The organism is Salmonella sp. SSDFZ54 (genome assembly GCF_004010735.1).
Lineage (GTDB): Bacteria > Pseudomonadota > Gammaproteobacteria > Enterobacterales > Enterobacteriaceae > Salmonella > Salmonella enterica.
In genome coordinates this window covers 2,268,238-2,285,818 of the sequence record NZ_CP034819.1, presented here as the reverse complement: position 1 = coordinate 2,285,818, position 17,581 = coordinate 2,268,238, and the positions used below count along the sequence as shown (strand labels likewise).

Below are 17,581 nucleotides of genomic sequence, written 5' to 3'. Positions count from 1 at the left end.
AAAGAGCAAATATCTCAAACGTGACTCGTAAGTCAGTTTTGAGATATTAAGGCAGGTGACTTTCACTCACAAACCAGCAAGTGGCGTCCCCTGGAGGTTTGACCTCATCAGTTTGAACGCTGGCGTCCCCTAGGGGATTCGAACCCCTGTTACCGCCGTGAAAGGGCGGTGTCCTGGGCCTCTAGACGAAGGGGACACTGAAGTCTCAATCGCAAGACGCCTTGCTATTCACTTTTCATCAGACAATCTGTGTGAGCACTGCAAAGTACGCTTCTTTAAGGTAAGGAGGTGATCCAACCGCAGGTTCCCCTACGGTTACCTTGTTACGACTTCACCCCAGTCATGAATCACAAAGTGGTAAGCGCCCTCCCGAAGGTTAAGCTACCTACTTCTTTTGCAACCCACTCCCATGGTGTGACGGGCGGTGTGTACAAGGCCCGGGAACGTATTCACCGTGGCATTCTGATCCACGATTACTAGCGATTCCGACTTCATGGAGTCGAGTTGCAGACTCCAATCCGGACTACGACGCACTTTATGAGGTCCGCTTGCTCTCGCGAGGTCGCTTCTCTTTGTATGCGCCATTGTAGCACGTGTGTAGCCCTGGTCGTAAGGGCCATGATGACTTGACGTCATCCCCACCTTCCTCCAGTTTATCACTGGCAGTCTCCTTTGAGTTCCCGGCCGGACCGCTGGCAACAAAGGATAAGGGTTGCGCTCGTTGCGGGACTTAACCCAACATTTCACAACACGAGCTGACGACAGCCATGCAGCACCTGTCTCACGGTTCCCGAAGGCACAAATCCATCTCTGAATTCTTCCGTGGATGTCAAGACCAGGTAAGGTTCTTCGCGTTGCATCGAATTAAACCACATGCTCCACCGCTTGTGCGGGCCCCCGTCAATTCATTTGAGTTTTAACCTTGCGGCCGTACTCCCCAGGCGGTCTACTTAACGCGTTAGCTCCGGAAGCCACGCCTCAAGGGCACAACCTCCAAGTAGACATCGTTTACGGCGTGGACTACCAGGGTATCTAATCCTGTTTGCTCCCCACGCTTTCGCACCTGAGCGTCAGTCTTTGTCCAGGGGGCCGCCTTCGCCACCGGTATTCCTCCAGATCTCTACGCATTTCACCGCTACACCTGGAATTCTACCCCCCTCTACAAGACTCAAGCCTGCCAGTTTCGAATGCAGTTCCCAGGTTGAGCCCGGGGATTTCACATCCGACTTGACAGACCGCCTGCGTGCGCTTTACGCCCAGTAATTCCGATTAACGCTTGCACCCTCCGTATTACCGCGGCTGCTGGCACGGAGTTAGCCGGTGCTTCTTCTGCGGGTAACGTCAATTGCTGTGGTTATTAACGACAACACCTTCCTCCCCGCTGAAAGTACTTTACAACCCGAAGGCCTTCTTCATACACGCGGCATGGCTGCATCAGGCTTGCGCCCATTGTGCAATATTCCCCACTGCTGCCTCCCGTAGGAGTCTGGACCGTGTCTCAGTTCCAGTGTGGCTGGTCATCCTCTCAGACCAGCTAGGGATCGTCGCCTTGGTGAGCCGTTACCTCACCAACAAGCTAATCCCATCTGGGCACATCTGATGGCAAGAGGCCCGAAGGTCCCCCTCTTTGGTCTTGCGACGTTATGCGGTATTAGCCACCGTTTCCAGTAGTTATCCCCCTCCATCAGGCAGTTTCCCAGACATTACTCACCCGTCCGCCACTCGTCAGCAAAGCAGCAAGCTGCTTCCTGTTACCGTTCGACTTGCATGTGTTAGGCCTGCCGCCAGCGTTCAATCTGAGCCATGATCAAACTCTTCAATTTAAAAGTTTGATGCTCAAAGAATTAAACTTCGTAATGAATTACGTGTTCACTCTTGAGACTTGGTATTCATTTTTCGTCTTGCGACGTCAAGAATCCGTATCTTCGAGTGCCCACACAGATTGTCTGATAAATTGTTAAAGAGCAGATGCGATGCGGCTTGCAGCTCACCGTCGCGAGGTGGCGTATATTACGCTTTCCTCTTTCAGAGTCAACCCTGAATTTCAGGATTTTTCTCTTTAACCGACCGGCTGTTTGTGTGAAGTGATTCACATCCGCCGTGTCGATGGAGGCGCATTATAGGGAGTTCTCTGCTGACCGCAATAGAAAAATTGCAGAAAAATGACTGTTTGCTGCATTCCCCAGCAAAACCCCTGGTTATACCCATTTACGCACAGACTTATCCACAAAATGCGCGTTCATTTCCTCGATCTTCTCACTCTGCAAACGATCTTTCAGGGATAAAAGCGGGGACAGAATTTAAAGAGAAAAATTCGCGAGCGTTGCGCAAACGTTTTCGTTACAATGTCGCCGCAAAATGAGAATACCCCATAAGGGGCGTTAGCTGAGTTTTTCACGAAAAATTCAGCTAACGCTCTCTGTAATCGTCAAATCCAGGGGATTTACCATGCAACAACGTCGTCCAGTCCGCCGCGCTCTGCTCAGTGTTTCTGACAAGGCCGGTATCATCGAATTCGCCCAGGCACTTTCCGCACGCGGTGTGGAGCTGCTGTCTACGGGGGGCACCGCCCGCCTGTTAGCAGAAAAAGGCCTGCCGGTGACCGAAGTTTCCGATTACACCGGTTTTCCGGAAATGATGGATGGACGCGTAAAGACCCTGCATCCAAAAGTCCACGGCGGCATCCTCGGTCGCCGCGGCCAGGACGATGCCATTATGGAACAGCACCACATCGCCCCTATCGATATGGTTGTCGTTAACCTGTATCCGTTCGCTGAGACCGTTGCCCGCGAAGGTTGCTCGCTGGAAGATGCGGTAGAGAACATCGATATCGGCGGCCCGACCATGGTGCGCTCCGCCGCGAAGAACCATAAAGACGTGGCCATCGTGGTGAAGAGCAGCGACTACGACGCCATTATTAAAGAGATGGATGCTAACGAGGGCTCTCTGACCCTCGACACCCGTTTCGATCTCGCGATTAAAGCCTTCGAACACACCGCCGCCTACGACAGCATGATTGCCAACTACTTCGGCAGCATGGTTCCGGCTTATCACGGTGAGAGCAAAGAAGCCGCCGGTCGCTTCCCGCGTACGCTGAACCTGAACTTCATTAAGAAGCAGGATATGCGCTACGGCGAGAACAGCCACCAGCAGGCAGCCTTCTATATAGAAGAAAATGTGAAAGAAGCGTCCGTTGCCACCGCACAGCAGGTTCAGGGCAAAGCGCTTTCTTACAACAACATCGCTGATACCGACGCGGCGCTGGAGTGTGTGAAAGAGTTCAACGAGCCAGCCTGCGTAATCGTCAAGCACGCTAACCCGTGCGGCGTGGCGGTGAGCACCACTATTCTCGACGCTTACGACCGTGCGTATAAAACCGACCCAACCTCCGCGTTCGGCGGCATTATCGCCTTCAACCGCGAGCTGGATGCCGAAACCTCGCAGGCCATCATCTCCCGTCAGTTCGTGGAAGTGATCATCGCCCCATCCGCAAGCGAAGAAGCGCTGAAGATCACTGCCGCTAAACAGAACGTTCGCGTCCTGACCTGTGGTCAGTGGGCACAGCGCGTACCTGGTCTGGACTTCAAACGCGTTAACGGCGGCCTGCTGGTTCAGGACAGGGATCTGGGTATGGTGAGCGAAGCTGAACTGCGCGTGGTCTCTAAACGCCAGCCGACCGAGCAGGAACTGCGCGATGCGCTGTTCTGCTGGAAAGTGGCAAAGTTCGTGAAATCCAACGCCATTGTGTATGCCAAAGAGAACATGACCATCGGCATAGGCGCAGGCCAGATGAGCCGCGTGTACTCCGCCAAAATCGCCGGGATTAAAGCGGCTGACGAAGGTCTGGAAGTGAAAGGCTCCGCGATGGCCTCTGATGCCTTCTTCCCGTTCCGCGATGGTATTGATGCCGCTGCCGCTGTCGGCGTGAGCTGCGTTATCCAGCCTGGCGGTTCTATCCGTGATGATGAAGTCATTGCCGCTGCCGATGAACACGGCATTGCGATGATCTTCACCGACATGCGCCACTTCCGCCATTAATTCAGGGAGCAGACGATGAAAGTTTTAGTCATTGGTAACGGCGGGCGCGAACATGCGCTGGCCTGGAAAGCCGCACAGTCGCCGCTGGTTGATACCGTTTTTGTCGCACCGGGTAACGCCGGTACCGCGCTGGAGCCCGCGTTGCAGAACGTGGCTATCGGCGTCACCGATATTCCGGCGCTGCTGAGCTTTGCCCGGGACGAGAAGATCGATCTGACCATCGTCGGTCCGGAAGCGCCGCTGGTGATTGGCGTGGTCGATGCCTTCCGCGCCGCAGGCCTGAAAATTTTCGGCCCAACCGAAGGGGCCGCCCAACTGGAAGGCTCCAAAGCCTTCACCAAAGATTTCCTCGCTCGTCACCAGATTCCGACGGCGGAATACCAGAATTTCACCGAGATTGAGCCTGCCCTGGCTTATCTGCGTGAGAAAGGCGCGCCGATCGTCATCAAGGCCGATGGTCTGGCCGCCGGTAAAGGCGTTATCGTGGCGATGACGCTGGAAGAAGCCGAAGCCGCCGTGCAGGACATGCTGGCAGGCAACGCCTTTGGCGACGCGGGTCACCGCATCGTGATTGAAGAGTTCCTCGACGGCGAAGAGGCAAGCTTTATCGTGATGGTCGACGGTGAGCACGTTCTGCCGATGGCCACCAGCCAGGATCACAAACGCGTAGGCAACGGCGATACCGGCCCGAACACTGGCGGTATGGGGGCCTACTCACCGGCGCCGGTGGTAACCGATGAAGTGCACCAGCGCACCATGGAACGCATCATCTGGCCAACCGTGAAAGGCATGGCAGCAGAAGGTAACACGTACACCGGCTTCCTGTATGCGGGTCTGATGATCGACAAGCAGGGCAACCCGAAAGTTATCGAGTTCAACTGCCGCTTCGGCGATCCGGAAACCCAGCCGATCATGCTGCGCATGAAATCGGATCTGGTGGATCTTTGCCTGGCCGCCTGCGACGGCAAGCTGGATGAGAAAACCTCCGAGTGGGACGAGCGCGCTTCATTAGGCGTGGTGATCGCCGCGGGCGGTTATCCGGGCAGCTACAGCACCGGCGACGAGATCCACGGTCTGCCGCTGGAAGAAGTGGCTGACGGTAAGGTTTTCCACGCGGGCACCAAACTCGCCGATGACGATCGCGTGTTGACCAGCGGCGGTCGCGTACTGTGCGCCACCGCGCTGGGCCACACCGTGGCTGAGGCGCAGAAACGCGCTTACGCCCTGATGACCGACATCCGCTGGGACGGCAGCTTCAGCCGTAACGACATTGGCTGGCGCGCCATCGAGCGTGAACAGAACTAACGGCTGAGTTTAGCCAGTAGCGTTTTGCGCGTAATGCCCAATTGACGGGCGGCTTCGGTTTTGTTGCCGCCCGTTTTTTCCAGCGCAGCCAGAATCACCTCTTTTTCGACGTCCACCAGCGGTTGGATCTCACCACTGTATTCCGTTTTTATCGGCGTCGCGGCAATAGCGAGAGGCAATTCGCGTTCAGAAATGTATTCTCCCGTCAGCAACACCACCGCCCGCTCGATAGCGTTTTCCAGCTCACGGATATTGCCCGGCCAGTCGTAGTGGATCAGCAGATCCATCGCCTGCGGCGTAAACCCCTTCACCACTTTGCGGTTACGTTCGGCAAAACGCCGCAGAAAATGGTCTGCCAGTAGCGGAATATCTTCCCGACGCTGGCGCAAAGAAGGCATTTCAATCGCCACCACATTCAGGCGGTAATAGAGATCCTGGCGAAAACGACCAGCACTCACCTCTTCCGCCAGATCGCGGTGGGTAGCGGCAATCAGCCGCACATCAACCGACACGGTCTGATTGCTGCCCACACGCTGCACCTCACGTTCCTGAATCGCCCGCAGCAGGCGTACCTGCATCAGCGGTGAAATATCGCCAATTTCATCGAGGAATAAGGTGCCGCCATCCGCTTCGACAAAGCGTCCCTCCCGACGTTTATCCGCACCGGTAAACGCGCCTTTTTCGTGTCCGAACAGCTCAGACTCCAGCAGCGATTCATTAAGCGCCGCGCAGTTGAGCGTGACCAGCGGTTTATCGCTCCTGGCGCTACAGGCGTGTAGCGCCCGCGCCACCAGCTCTTTACCCGTGCCGGAGTCTCCGTGAATCAATACCGTGGCGTCTGATGGTGCGACCATCGCGATTTCATTCAGTAAATGTTGCATCGCCGGACTGCTGCCAATCATGCCAAACTGCGCAGCCGACGCCGATGGCAATTCAGCGCCCGTTTCCCGCGTATGCGCCAACGCCTTTTCCAGCGTCTCCTGCAGACGGTCAAAATCCAGCGGTTTAATTAAATAGTCGAGCGCACCGGCTTTCAACGCCTCTACCGCCGTTTCCACGCTGGAGAATGCCGTCATAATCAAAATCGGAATGGCGGGGTTGAGCGCTTTAATCTCCTTCAGCGTGGCGATACCGTCCATCTCCGCCATACGCACATCGCACAGTACCAGATCAAAGACTTTCTCACGCACCTGAGCCAACGCATCATGCCCACTGTAGGCCAGAGCGACGTTATAGCCCCAGCCCCGAAGCAGCGCCTGTAAAATCGTGCAGTGGCTTACATCATCATCCACAACCAGAATATCGATTTTTCCGCGTATCACCCTTGTTAATCCTGTTGTCTCGCTATCACTGGCAACCAGATAGTAAAGACCGCGCCTTTACCCTCAATACTTTTCACCTTAATCGCGCCGCCATGCTGTTCGATGATATTTTGCACCACCGCCAGCCCCAGGCCTGTCCCGTCAGCTTTGGTCGTAAAATAAGGTGTAAAAATCGCCTCCAGCTGATCCGGGGCGATCCCTTTCCCGCTATCGGTAACAGTGATGATAACGCGGTCGGTCCCACTTTCTTTTGCCTCTACGCTAATCGTTCCCTGGCGGCCAATCGCATGAATAGCGTTCAGGTACAAATTCAACAGCACCTGAGTCAGCCTGTCCGGGTCAGCCTGAATACGCTTAAGCGTCTCATTCGCCGTGAACCTCAACTGAATCTCTCTGCTTTGGGCATCCTGACTGACCAGATTCAGGGAGTGAGTAATAATATCATTGAGGTTAACCGTCTGGAGCGTCAGATGCGCGGGCTTTACCAGTTCGAGCAATTCGCTTACCACCCGGTTCAAACGGTCGGCCTCTTTGGCCATCACCTGCGCCAGTTCATGCGACTCGCCGCCGGCAGGCGTGCGCTCGGCAAAGTATTTCGCCAGCCCTTTGATGGACGAGAGCGGGTTACGAATTTCGTGCGCGACGCCCGCCGCCAGATGCCCCATCGCCACCAGCTTTTCTTTACGCTTCATTGCATCAAGCAGTTCTCTGTGTGAGCGCTGATAACGCTGATGCCAAAAAAACGCCAGTAACGTTGCCAACAGCACCGCCGCTAACGCAGACAAAACAATCAGCGTATTACGCCACTCCCTTGCCTGTGTCGCGGCCAGCTCGCTGGCGTCAAAGGCAATAAAAATAGTTTGTTTCGCTGGTTCGTCGTCATTGGCGCTACGCGCCATGCCGTGCCCCCTCATACCGTGACCTCTCATACCGAAAAGCGGCTGGAACTGACGGTAAATTTCCAGCGCAGGCACCGTCTCGCCGTTAGCAGCAACGTCGACACGCCGCCAACGCTCCTGCGGCCCGGGGTTTAGTTGATGCATTTCAGATGCGGAATAGAGCGATTTGCCCACCATGCCAGGGTTGCTATGAGTGATGATTACCCCCTGCGCATCCGTTACGGCGAACCACAACACGCCTGGCTGACCCGCCATCTCTTCCAGCAATGTCTGCTGCTGCGCGTGATGCATCCGCATTCCCATACCTACTCGCGTGCCGGACTCCAGAGCGCGAATGAGTACATTTCCCTTTTCCAGCAGCGTCTGCCTGGCGGCAGCGCTCTCACGGCCATAGTCGCGAATGACCATAATGGAAAATAGCCCCACCAGAATGAAGATCGCCACAGGTAACAGTCGACTCAACCACGTTGCAGCGGCATCTTTATGTAATCGTATAAAACTCACAGGCTTCCCCGGCTCGTTTTTATTTTCCTTACTTAAGCAGAGATCATGCCATTCTTCGCTCCGCATAACCGCGCGGTGTCGCACACCCTTTCGGATACTAGTGGGTAAAAATGACTCGCCAGGCGGGTCATGCGAGTCATTTTTACTCGCTTTTTGCCGCCTGAAGCGGGTTAACTCGCTGCCCGACAAGGAATAGTTACCTGGCACGGAAGATGCAAGAGAGAGGATAAGATGAGCAACAGGAGAACGCAAAATGAAACGGAACAATAAATCAGCTATCGCGCTAATCGCCCTCTCTCTTTTGGCCCTGAGCTCCGGCGCCGCCTTCGCCGGGCATCACTGGGGCAACAATGACGGTATGTGGCAACAGGGAGGTAGCCCGGTAACTACGGAACAGCAGGCGACGGCGCAGAAGATTTATGATGATTACTATACGCAGACCAGCGCGCTGCGCCAGCAACTGATATCCAAACGTTATGAATACAACGCGCTACTGACCGCCAGTTCGCCGGATACTGCGAAAATTAACGCGGTTGCCAAAGAGATGGAGTCATTAGGCCAGAAGTTAGATGAGCAACGCGTGAAACGGGATGTCGCGATGGCGCAGGCTGGCATACCACGCGGCGCAGGAATGGGCTATGGCGGTTGCGGCGGCTATGGCGGCGGTTATCATCGCGGCGGCGGTCACATGGGTATGGGAAACTGGTAAAGCATGTTTGCCGAATGGCGGCTTCGCCATCCGGTATTCCATCAAAAGGTTTTCGCTTGCGGCTGCCAGTGACAGAAATCTGAATTCGCCACCAGCAAAAGTTGCGATCCTTCCGGCGCCTCCAGCCATGCTACGCTCACCTCTACCGATGAGTGGTTCTGGCGGCGCTCAATGTGGCTTATTGCCCAGGAATCCAGATCCGGTTTCAGCGTTTCACCTTCACAGGTGGTTACCGTATGGTCGGCGTGCCAGCGTCCCTGGCGTAGTATGACCCGCCCCAAGCGCAAGGCGTCGCTGGTCTGACGGATTTGTTCGGCGCGATAGCGATACAAGGCAATCTGATCGTTGGAAAGCTGCTGCTTCTGCCCCCCGACTTCACGCTGCATAAAACTGAGTTCGCCATGAGCGTCGAAACGCGCGCGAATATGTTCTGGCGGTTTGCTGTAAATATTGAGTTCAATAAGCGAAAGCGTATCACCCTGCCAACGATATTCGCTGGTCGTCGTGCTGCCGCTATGCCACGGGCTAAAAACAGAAAGCAGATGGACTTCATCGTTCGTATCTTTACGCCAGATACGCACCGCGCCGTGATCGCCGGCAAAGCCGCTGGCAGTAAACGGAGGCGGTGAAGCGTTATGACTGCAGGCAGTCAGCAACAGCGCGCCAGAAAACAGAAACGCGCGACGCCAGACAGACAAAAGGGGCTGACGAGCCCCTTCGATAAAACTGTTCACAGCTACGCGTCTTACTTAACTGCGTCTTTCAGAGCTTTACCAGAAACAAACGCCGGTACGTTAGCGGCGGCGATTTTGATTTCTTTACCGGTCTGTGGGTTACGGCCAGTGCGCTCAGCACGGTGGTTCACTTTGAAGGTACCGAAACCAACCAGTTGTACAGCATCGCCTTCTTTCAGAGACTCAGTAATAGCAGCCAGAGTGGATTCCAGAGCAGCTTTAGCCTGGGTTTTGGACAGTTCTGCTTTGTCTGCAATTACATCAATCAGTTGAGTCTTGTTCATAAGTTATCCTTACAATGTGTTTATCGCTTGCTAAGCATCGAGTGCGACGGAAATGCCAGAAAAGCACTCTCCTGCATACACGCACCGATAGCCACTTTTTTTCGCCTCCCAAATGTAGACCAGACGGGGGGCATAAGGGAAGCCTTATGGCACGACAAATCAGACGTTAAATCACGTTTTCTGGTGTCATTGCTGAAAATTTATACCGATATTGCTCTCACCAGCCTCGCGCAGGTCTGCCCTGAGCCCTTTTATCAGTTCAATATCGCGTTCTTCGCAGTCGGCTAAAAGTCGGAATATTTCCCACTGAATATCCCATTCCTGTTCAACGGCAGGGTTCGTTTTGAGCTCCTCATCGGTCATTTCCCGACCAGCCTGAGTCATTTCCAACATCGCCACCGTAGTAATGGAAGTCTTACTAACCTCAATAGCGTGTTCCAGCGTTTCGCCGCTAAGACGAGAATGCATTAATTCGCTTAATGCGACGCAGGCATCAATCGCCGGGTAAACGCCGTACAGATCATAGTCGTCAGCTGCCGGAATTGCCTCTTCAAACTTCTCCAGTTGGCTATCGAAATTGACCTTTGCATCTTTCACCGTCAGGGTTTCCCAGATCAGATCCAGAATGCGACGGTAGATCTGTCCGTCGCCGAATTCCGTCTGCTTGCAAAACATGGCGTAGTTCGGGTACATGCGCTCGCACAAGCAGGCCATAAAGGTAACGTGCTGCCAGCTTTCCAGCCGCTCCAGACGCAAATGAATCGGGTTTTGTAACATGATGGAATCTCGAATCGGAAATTAGCGGCAGTTTACCTGAATCAGCGCTGAATTTCTTGCCAACGAACAAACGCCGGACGTCCGGAAGCGACGGCATCCGCCCAGCGCGTCGGCTCCGGCAGGCGATACCCTTTCATACAGCGCTGTACCCACGCCAGCGCGCTGTCAGTACTGACCCGGTGCCCCGTCGCGATAAACAGCGGATTACAGCGCGCCTTGCTGCGCCATACCCACGCCAGTTGCTCGCCTTTATCCATTAAGGGGCTAAGTGCGCCAGGTTCGGTGGAAAGTGGCTCAAATTTACCGCATAGCCGTTTTTTCGCTACGCCGATGGTCGGCACGTCCACCAACAGTCCAAAATGACTGGCGACGCCAAGCCGACGCGGATGCGAAATACCGTGACCGTCCACAAACAGCAAATCGGGCTTTTGCGAGAGCTGTTCCCACGCCGCCAGCAGAGCAGGATATTCACGAAAAGAGAGAAAGCCGGGGATATACGGCATGGTGGTGGCAATACGCGCCACCTTGTACTCTACCAGTTCAAGCGACGGATATTTCAGCAACACCATCGCCGCCCGCGTCACCTCGCCCCCCTGCTCAAAACCGACGTCCGCCCCGCCGATAAACGCTGGCGGATCTTTGTCCAACCGATCTTCGCGGCAAACCGATGAAGCAAGTTCTATCTGTTGAGCGCGTAGCGACGCGAGATCCATACTAACTCCTTAGCTGTGATACTGCGCAGAAAGTCGGTGCACTGCCTCCACAAATGCGCCAGCATGTTCTGGCGGCACATCCTGATGGATGCCATGTCCAAGGTTAAAGACGTGCCCTTCTCCCTGACCGAAACCAGCAAGTATAGTCGCTACTTCGTCTTCGATCCGTGCCGGCGGCGCATACAGCATCGAGGGGTCCATATTGCCCTGCAGCGCCACTTTATGGCCAACGCGACGGCGCGCATCGGCGATATCTGTCGTCCAGTCGAGACCCAGCGCGTCGCAGCCGGTTTCCGCCATCGCCTCCAGCCACTGACCGCCACCTTTAGTGAACAGCGTTACCGGCACGCGGCGACCGTCGTTTTCACGCAGCAGGCCATCGACGATTTTATGCATGTAGTAGAGGGAGAACTGCTGGTAATCGCGGCCAGTCAGCACGCCGCCCCAGGTGTCGAAAATCATCACCGACTGCGCGCCCGCTTTGATTTGCGCGTTGAGGTACAGCGTGACGCTTTTCGCCAACTTATCCAGCAGCAGATGCAACGCCTGCGGGTCAGCGTACATCATCTTTTTAATCACCGTGAAGGCTTTGCTACTGCCGCCTTCCACCATGTAAGTTGCCAGCGTCCACGGGCTGCCGGAGAAGCCAATCAGCGGAACCTCGCCTTTTAGTTCGCGGCGAATCGTGCGTACCGCATTCATCACGTAGCCCAGTTCATCCTCCGGATCGGGAATGGGCAGCTTATCGACATCGGCTTTGCAGGTGACAGGAGCCGTAAAGCGCGGGCCTTCCCCGGCTTCAAAATAGAGCCCCAGGCCCATCGCGTCCGGAATCGTCAGGATATCCGAGAAAAGGATCGCCGCATCAAGCGGATAACGGCGCAGCGGCTGTAAAGTGACCTCGCAGGCCAGTTCGGCATTTTTGCACAGCGACATAAAATCGCCCGCCTGAGCGCGAGTGGCTTTGTACTCCGGTAGATAACGGCCCGCCTGGCGCATCATCCACACTGGCGTAACATCAACGGGCTGGCGCAGCAGCGCACGTAGATAACGATCGTTTTTGAGTTCGGTCATTTTTACATTCCTTTAGCGTTGATGCGCCCAGTGTAACATGTCAATCATATTCAGCCCGACACATTGCCACCGTATCTTCGATCAAACGGCGCGCGACGGTGCCCGGCGGCGGCAGTAGCGGCAGATCGTCATAACGGTACCAATTTGCTTCCAACAGTTCTTTCGGGTCGATGACAATCTCGCCGCTGTCATACTCCGCCATAAAAGCGGTCATCAACGACTGCGGGAAAGGCCACGGCTGGGAAGTCACATAGCGCAGATTTTTCACCTTAATCCCGCTCTCCTCCATTACCTCTCGCGCGACCGCCTGTTCTAAGGTTTCGCCGACTTCAACAAACCCGGCCAGTACCGTATGCACGCCGTTGCGGTGGCGAACGTGCCGGGCCAGCAGGATGGAATCCTCACGGCGAATGGCAACAATAATGCAGGGGGCAATTTGCGGATAGTAGCGTTCGCGGCAATGGCTGCACAGCATCGCCCATTCGGTTTTACTCGGGTGCATAGGGTGCCCGCAATAGCCGCAAAATTTATGCGATCGGTAAAACTCCGCCAACTGTACGCCACGTCCCGCCAGTTGGAACAACCCTGCATCCTGATCGATAACCTGGCGAACCGATCCCATATCATGGCGTCGATGCTGTAACACCAGCCAGACGGGCTCGCCTTGCCATTCACCTATCCGGAGTGCGCGCTGCCCCACAAGATCGAAATTTGCTGCCAGCCCGTGTGGTAATTCCCCATACGGCAACCATAATTTTTGTTCATGGCTGACGATCCACCAGCCACTCTCTAATTTTTCAATTATACGATCCATAGCTCTTGCACTACCTTTGCTTCACTGGCATGTTGTTAACATTATTTTTACATTCATGGCGAGCAGCCTTTATCTAACTTGCGGAGACAATCATGCTAAACCAGCTGGAAAACCTGACGGAGCGCGTTGGCGGAAGCAACAAACTGGTCGATCGCTGGCTGGATGTACGTAAGCACCTGCTCGTGGCTTACTACAACCTGGTTGGCATTAAGCCTGGCAAAGAATCGTACATGCGGCTGAATGAAAAAGCGCTGGATAATTTTTGTCAGAGCCTGGTCGATTACCTTTCCGCCGGGCACTTCAGTATTTATGAACGTATTCTCCATAAATTGGAAGGAAACGGTCAGCTTTTACATGCGGCAAAAATCTGGCCGCTGCTGGAAGATAATACGCAGCGCATTATGGATTATTACGACACCAGCCTGGAAACTGCCATCGATCACGATAATTGTCTCGAATTTCAACAAGCTCTGTCAGATATCGGCGAAGCGCTGGAAGCCCGCTTTGTGCTGGAAGACAAGCTGATTATGCTGGTGTTTGACGCGATGCACGACGGCGCCAGAGTCAAACGTCCCGCTTGAGTTCTGCGCGAGTAACAGGTAGTTTACTTCAGCCCCCTCTTCGGAGGGGCAGTTATCTTGTCGGAGTGCTAATTTTCCACAAAAGCGTTCGTGATGCGTCAAGGCGGCAAGTCGGTGAATCTCCAGGAGCTTACATAAGTAAGTGACTGGAGTGAGCGGACGAAGCCAACGAAGAGGCAGCGCGAAGGATGAAGTGGAAAAGGCTGAGACCGTTAATTCGGGATCCGCGGAACCTGATCAGGTTAATACCTGCGAAGGGAACAAGAGTAATTCTGCTTTATGCTGCTGCCTTTACGGGCGGCGCACATCCATTACTCCATCCGTCGTCTGACAAGCCACGTCCTTAATTTTTTGGAATGAGCTATGTCTACAACAACGTTAACCCGCCGCGAGCAGCGCGCTAAAGCCCAGCATTTTATCGATACGCTGGAAGGGACTGCCTTCCCCAACTCGAAACGCATCTACGTGACCGGTTCGCAGCATGATATTCGCGTACCGATGCGTGAAATTCAACTGAGCCCGACGCTCATCGGCGGCAGCAAAGACAACCCGCAGTTTGAAGAGAACGAAGCCGTGCCGGTGTACGACACCTCCGGCCCCTATGGCGATCCTGAGGTGGCGATTAACGTCCAGCAGGGTCTGGCGAAACTGCGCCAGCCATGGATTGACGCACGTAACGATAGCGAAGAACTAGACGACCGTAGCTCGGCTTACACTAAAGAACGTCTGGCCGACGATGGCCTGGACGATCTGCGTTTTACCGGCCTGCTGACGCCGAAACGCGCTAAAGCGGGCAAGCGCGTCACCCAGTTACACTACGCCCGCCAGGGGATTGTCACCCCCGAAATGGAGTTCATCGCCATCCGTGAAAACATGGGCCGCGAGCGCATTCGCAGTGAAGTGCTGCGCCACCAGCATCCGGGGATGAACTTTGGCGCGCGCCTGCCGGAAAACATCACCCCGGAATTCGTGCGCGATGAAGTCGCCGCGGGCCGCGCGATTATTCCCGCCAACATCAACCACCCGGAATCCGAGCCGATGATTATCGGCCGCAACTTCCTGGTGAAGGTCAACGCCAATATCGGCAACTCGGCGGTGACCTCCTCTATCGAAGAAGAGGTGGAAAAACTGGTGTGGGCGACGCGCTGGGGGGCGGATACGATAATGGACCTCTCCACCGGCCGCTATATTCACGAAACCCGCGAATGGATCCTGCGTAACAGCCCGGTACCGATCGGCACCGTCCCGATCTACCAGGCGCTGGAAAAGGTCAACGGGATCGCCGAAGATCTTACTTGGGAAGCGTTCCGCGACACGCTGCTGGAGCAAGCTGAACAGGGCGTCGACTACTTCACCATCCACGCGGGCGTGCTGCTGCGCTACGTGCCGATGACCGCCAAACGCCTGACCGGGATTGTCTCGCGCGGCGGTTCAATCATGGCGAAATGGTGTCTCTCCCACCACAAAGAGAACTTCCTGTTCGAACATTTCTGCGAGATTTGCGAAATCTGCGCCGCCTACGACGTTTCCCTGTCGCTGGGAGACGGCCTGCGTCCCGGCTCCATCCAGGACGCCAACGACGAAGCGCAGTTCTCCGAGCTGCATACGCTGGGCGAGTTGACCAAAATCGCCTGGGAATACGACGTGCAGGTGATGATTGAAGGCCCAGGCCACGTGCCGATGCATATGATTCAGCGCAACATGACCGAGGAACTGGAGCACTGCCATGAAGCGCCGTTCTACACCTTAGGGCCGTTGACCACTGACATCGCGCCGGGCTATGACCACTTCACCTCCGGGATCGGTGCGGCGATGATCGGCTGGTTTGGCTGTGCGATGCTGTGTTACGTGACGCCGAAAGAGCACCTCGGTCTGCCGAACAAAGAAGATGTGAAGCAAGGGCTGATTACCTACAAGATTGCCGCCCACGCCGCTGACTTAGCGAAAGGCCATCCGGGCGCGCAGATCCGCGATAACGCCATGTCGAAAGCGCGCTTCGAATTCCGCTGGGAAGATCAGTTTAACCTCGCGCTCGACCCGTTCACCGCCCGCGCCTACCACGATGAAACCCTGCCGCAGGAGTCCGGTAAGGTCGCTCACTTCTGTTCCATGTGCGGGCCAAAGTTCTGCTCGATGAAAATCAGTCAGGAAGTCCGCGACTATGCCGCCGCGCAAACCATCGAAGTCGGCATGGCGGATATGTCGGAAAACTTCCGCGCCAAAGGCGGCGAAATTTATCTCAAACGGGAGGAAGCCTGATGTATCAGCCTGATTTCCCCACCGTGCCGTTCCGCCTCGGGCTTTACCCGGTGGTGGACAGCGTTGCATGGATTGAGCGTCTACTGGAGGCGGGCGTACGCACCATCCAGCTGCGTATCAAAGATAAACGCGATGAAGAGGTGGAAGCCGACGTTATCGCCGCCATTGCACTGGGGCGTCGTTATGACGCCCGCCTGTTTATCAACGACTACTGGCGACTGGCGATTAAGCACAACGCCTACGGCGTGCACCTGGGCCAGGAAGATCTCGAAACCACTGACCTGAAGGCGATTCAGGCGGCGGGGTTACGCCTGGGCGTATCGACCCACGATGATATGGAGATAGACGTGGCGCTGGCCGCTAAGCCTTCTTATATCGCACTCGGCCACGTCTTCCCCACGCAAACCAAGCAAATGCCTTCCGCCCCGCAGGGACTGGCGCAGTTGGCGCGGCATATTGACCGGCTGGCGGATTATCCCACCGTGGCGATTGGCGGCATCAGTGTGGAACGCGCTCCGTCAGTGCTGGCGACCGGCGTCGGCAGTATTGCCGTGGTCAGCGCCATCACCCAAGCCGCCGACTGGCGCGCCGCTACGCAACAGTTACTTGCAATCGCAGGAGTCGGCGATGAATGACCATGATTTTATGCGTTATAGCCGCCAGATCCTGCTCGGCGATATCGCCATTGAAGGCCAGCAAAAGCTGCTCAATAGCCATGTATTGATTGTCGGCTTAGGCGGATTGGGTTCGCCTGCCGCGCTGTATCTGGCGGGAGCAGGCATCGGCACACTGACGCTGGCGGATGATGACGATGTTCACTTGAGCAATCTCCAGCGGCAAATTCTGTTCACCACCGACGATATTGCCCACCCGAAGGCGCAGGCGGCAAAGCTACGGCTGGCGCAGCTCAACCCCGGTAGCGAGCTGATCGTATTGCAACAGCGTCTGACTGGCGATGTGCTTAAAAACGCGGTAGCGCGTGCCGACGTGGTGCTCGACTGTACCGACAACATGGCGACCCGTCAGGAGATCAACGTCACCTGCGTGGCACTGAATACACCATTAATTACCGCCAGCGCCGTTGGCTTTGGCGGCCAACTGATGGTCCTCACGCCACCGTGGGAACAAGGCTGTTACCGCTGCCTGTGGCCGGACGATGTCGAGCCTGAACGCAACTGCCGTACCGCCGGTATCGTCGGACCGGTTGTTGGCGTGATGGGCACTTTGCAGGCGCTGGAGGCGATTAAATTACTCAGCGGTATTGAGACGCCCAGCGGAGAGCTACGCCTGTTTGACGGCAAAACCAGCCAGTGGCGCAGCCTCGCGCTGCGTCGCGCCAGCGGCTGTCCGGTATGCGGAGGGCGACATGCAAATTCAATTCAATGATGAGCCGATGCAGTGCGCCGCAGGGCAAACCGTCAGCAGCCTGCTCGCTACGCTTAATCAGCTTAAACCGGGCGCAGCGTTGGCGCTCAATCAGCAGATCCTGCCGCGCGAGCAGTGGCAGCAGCAAATCGTGCAGGAAGGTGACCAGATCCTGCTTTTTCACGTTATAGCAGGAGGTTGAG

At 55.6% G+C, this 17,581-nt stretch carries 16 protein-coding genes, 1 tRNA gene, 1 rRNA gene and 1 riboswitch; of the genes, 8 read left to right on the top strand and 10 right to left on the bottom strand.

Annotated elements, in window-relative coordinates; translation table 11 throughout:
* Positions 1-120 precede the first annotated feature (120 nt).
* Both EOS97_RS11415 and EOS97_RS11410 read right to left on the bottom strand, forming a co-directional pair.
* Positions 121-196: transfer RNA gene (locus EOS97_RS11415), tRNA-Glu, on the bottom strand.
* 85 nt (positions 197-281) lie between these two features.
* Positions 282-1,823 (bottom strand): 16S ribosomal RNA (locus tag EOS97_RS11410).
* 625 nt (positions 1,824-2,448) lie between these two features.
* On the opposite strand from EOS97_RS11410, the gene purH reads away from it, so the two are divergent.
* Positions 2,449-4,038, top strand: a complete 1,590-nt coding sequence (gene purH / locus EOS97_RS11405) for a bifunctional phosphoribosylaminoimidazolecarboxamide formyltransferase/IMP cyclohydrolase (RefSeq protein ID WP_001187511.1) — start codon at positions 2,449-2,451, stop codon at positions 4,036-4,038.
* Positions 4,039-4,053: 15 nt separating this feature from the next.
* The gene (purD, locus tag EOS97_RS11400) at positions 4,054-5,343 is read left to right on the top strand and encodes a phosphoribosylamine--glycine ligase (protein WP_000866787.1); all 1,290 of its coding nucleotides are present in this window, start codon (positions 4,054-4,056) and stop codon (positions 5,341-5,343) included.
* Here purD and zraR read toward each other — a convergent pair.
* The gene (zraR, locus tag EOS97_RS11395) at positions 5,340-6,665 is read right to left on the bottom strand and encodes a sigma-54-dependent response regulator transcription factor ZraR (protein ID WP_000617934.1); all 1,326 of its coding nucleotides are present in this window, start codon (positions 6,663-6,665) and stop codon (positions 5,340-5,342) included. The genes purD and zraR overlap by 4 nt on opposite strands.
* 5 nt (positions 6,666-6,670) lie before the next feature.
* Positions 6,671-8,068, bottom strand: coding sequence for a two-component system sensor histidine kinase ZraS (gene zraS / locus EOS97_RS11390; protein WP_001533549.1), 1,398 nt, complete (start codon positions 8,066-8,068; stop codon positions 6,671-6,673).
* Positions 8,069-8,321: 253 nt separating this feature from the next.
* On the opposite strand from zraS, the gene zraP reads away from it, so the two are divergent.
* A complete protein-coding gene (zraP, locus tag EOS97_RS11385; RefSeq protein WP_000828135.1) occupies positions 8,322-8,777 on the top strand; it encodes a zinc resistance sensor/chaperone ZraP in 456 nt (151 codons plus the stop codon).
* Positions 8,778-8,818: 41 nt separating this feature from the next.
* Here the strand turns inward: zraP and EOS97_RS11380 are convergent, their stop codons facing one another.
* From EOS97_RS11380 to nudC, 6 genes are all read right to left on the bottom strand, one after another.
* Positions 8,819-9,511 (bottom strand): DUF1481 domain-containing protein, encoded by a 693-nt coding sequence (locus EOS97_RS11380; protein ID WP_001083931.1) that lies wholly within the window; start codon positions 9,509-9,511, stop codon positions 8,819-8,821.
* An 11-nt stretch (positions 9,512-9,522) separates the two neighbouring features.
* Entirely contained in the window at positions 9,523-9,795 is a 273-nt protein-coding gene (gene hupA, locus EOS97_RS11375) for a nucleoid-associated protein HU-alpha (RefSeq protein ID WP_001044509.1), read from the bottom strand.
* 186 nt (positions 9,796-9,981) lie between these two features.
* Positions 9,982-10,572 (bottom strand): YjaG family protein, encoded by a 591-nt coding sequence (locus tag EOS97_RS11370; protein ID WP_000940092.1) that lies wholly within the window; start codon positions 10,570-10,572, stop codon positions 9,982-9,984.
* A 41-nt stretch (positions 10,573-10,613) separates the two neighbouring features.
* Positions 10,614-11,285: a deoxyribonuclease V gene (gene nfi / locus EOS97_RS11365; RefSeq protein WP_000362363.1), complete on the bottom strand. Its 672-nt coding sequence runs from the start codon at positions 11,283-11,285 to the stop codon at positions 10,614-10,616.
* A 9-nt stretch (positions 11,286-11,294) separates the two neighbouring features.
* Positions 11,295-12,359 (bottom strand): uroporphyrinogen decarboxylase, encoded by a 1,065-nt coding sequence (gene hemE / locus EOS97_RS11360; RefSeq protein WP_000137620.1) that lies wholly within the window; start codon positions 12,357-12,359, stop codon positions 11,295-11,297.
* 40 nt (positions 12,360-12,399) lie between these two features.
* Complete coding sequence (nudC, locus tag EOS97_RS11355; RefSeq protein WP_000373960.1) at positions 12,400-13,173, bottom strand: NAD(+) diphosphatase; 774 nt, start codon at positions 13,171-13,173, stop codon at positions 12,400-12,402.
* A 92-nt stretch (positions 13,174-13,265) separates the two neighbouring features.
* On the opposite strand from nudC, the gene rsd reads away from it, so the two are divergent.
* From rsd to thiS, 5 genes are all read left to right on the top strand, one after another.
* Positions 13,266-13,754 carry a sigma D regulator gene (gene rsd / locus EOS97_RS11350; protein WP_000934317.1) on the top strand — a complete coding sequence of 163 codons (489 nt, stop codon included), beginning with the start codon at positions 13,266-13,268 and terminating at the stop codon, positions 13,752-13,754.
* Positions 13,755-13,806: 52 nt separating this feature from the next.
* Positions 13,807-14,031, top strand: a riboswitch (TPP riboswitch).
* Positions 14,032-14,117: 86 nt separating this feature from the next.
* Positions 14,118-16,013 (top strand): phosphomethylpyrimidine synthase ThiC, encoded by a 1,896-nt coding sequence (gene thiC, locus EOS97_RS11345; RefSeq protein ID WP_000108406.1) that lies wholly within the window; start codon positions 14,118-14,120, stop codon positions 16,011-16,013.
* Positions 16,013-16,648 (top strand): thiamine phosphate synthase, encoded by a 636-nt coding sequence (thiE, locus tag EOS97_RS11340; protein ID WP_000284628.1) that lies wholly within the window; start codon positions 16,013-16,015, stop codon positions 16,646-16,648. Before thiC ends, thiE begins: the two co-directional genes overlap by 1 nt.
* A complete protein-coding gene (locus EOS97_RS11335; RefSeq protein ID WP_000997755.1) occupies positions 16,641-17,399 on the top strand; it encodes a HesA/MoeB/ThiF family protein in 759 nt (252 codons plus the stop codon). The genes thiE and EOS97_RS11335 overlap by 8 nt, the downstream gene beginning before the upstream one ends.
* The gene (thiS, locus tag EOS97_RS11330) at positions 17,380-17,580 is read left to right on the top strand and encodes a sulfur carrier protein ThiS (protein ID WP_001166834.1); all 201 of its coding nucleotides are present in this window, start codon (positions 17,380-17,382) and stop codon (positions 17,578-17,580) included. The genes EOS97_RS11335 and thiS overlap by 20 nt, the downstream gene beginning before the upstream one ends.
* The last annotated feature ends 1 nt before the right edge of the window (position 17,581 follow it).

Coding starts and splice junctions, on each gene's coding strand:
- nudC (WP_000373960.1), bottom strand. CDS start 13,173: ATGGATCGTATAATTGAAAAATTAGAGAGTGGCTGGTGGATCGTCAGC.
- EOS97_RS11335 (WP_000997755.1), top strand. CDS start 16,641: ATGAATGACCATGATTTTATGCGTTATAGCCGCCAGATCCTGCTCGGC.
- thiC (WP_000108406.1), top strand. CDS start 14,118: ATGTCTACAACAACGTTAACCCGCCGCGAGCAGCGCGCTAAAGCCCAG.
- thiE (WP_000284628.1), top strand. CDS start 16,013: ATGTATCAGCCTGATTTCCCCACCGTGCCGTTCCGCCTCGGGCTTTAC.
- zraP (WP_000828135.1), top strand. CDS start 8,322: ATGAAACGGAACAATAAATCAGCTATCGCGCTAATCGCCCTCTCTCTT.
- hemE (WP_000137620.1), bottom strand. CDS start 12,359: ATGACCGAACTCAAAAACGATCGTTATCTACGTGCGCTGCTGCGCCAG.
- EOS97_RS11370 (WP_000940092.1), bottom strand. CDS start 10,572: ATGTTACAAAACCCGATTCATTTGCGTCTGGAGCGGCTGGAAAGCTGG.
- thiS (WP_001166834.1), top strand. CDS start 17,380: ATGCAAATTCAATTCAATGATGAGCCGATGCAGTGCGCCGCAGGGCAA.
- purH (WP_001187511.1), top strand. CDS start 2,449: ATGCAACAACGTCGTCCAGTCCGCCGCGCTCTGCTCAGTGTTTCTGAC.
- nfi (WP_000362363.1), bottom strand. CDS start 11,285: ATGGATCTCGCGTCGCTACGCGCTCAACAGATAGAACTTGCTTCATCG.
- purD (WP_000866787.1), top strand. CDS start 4,054: ATGAAAGTTTTAGTCATTGGTAACGGCGGGCGCGAACATGCGCTGGCC.
- hupA (WP_001044509.1), bottom strand. CDS start 9,795: ATGAACAAGACTCAACTGATTGATGTAATTGCAGACAAAGCAGAACTG.
- rsd (WP_000934317.1), top strand. CDS start 13,266: ATGCTAAACCAGCTGGAAAACCTGACGGAGCGCGTTGGCGGAAGCAAC.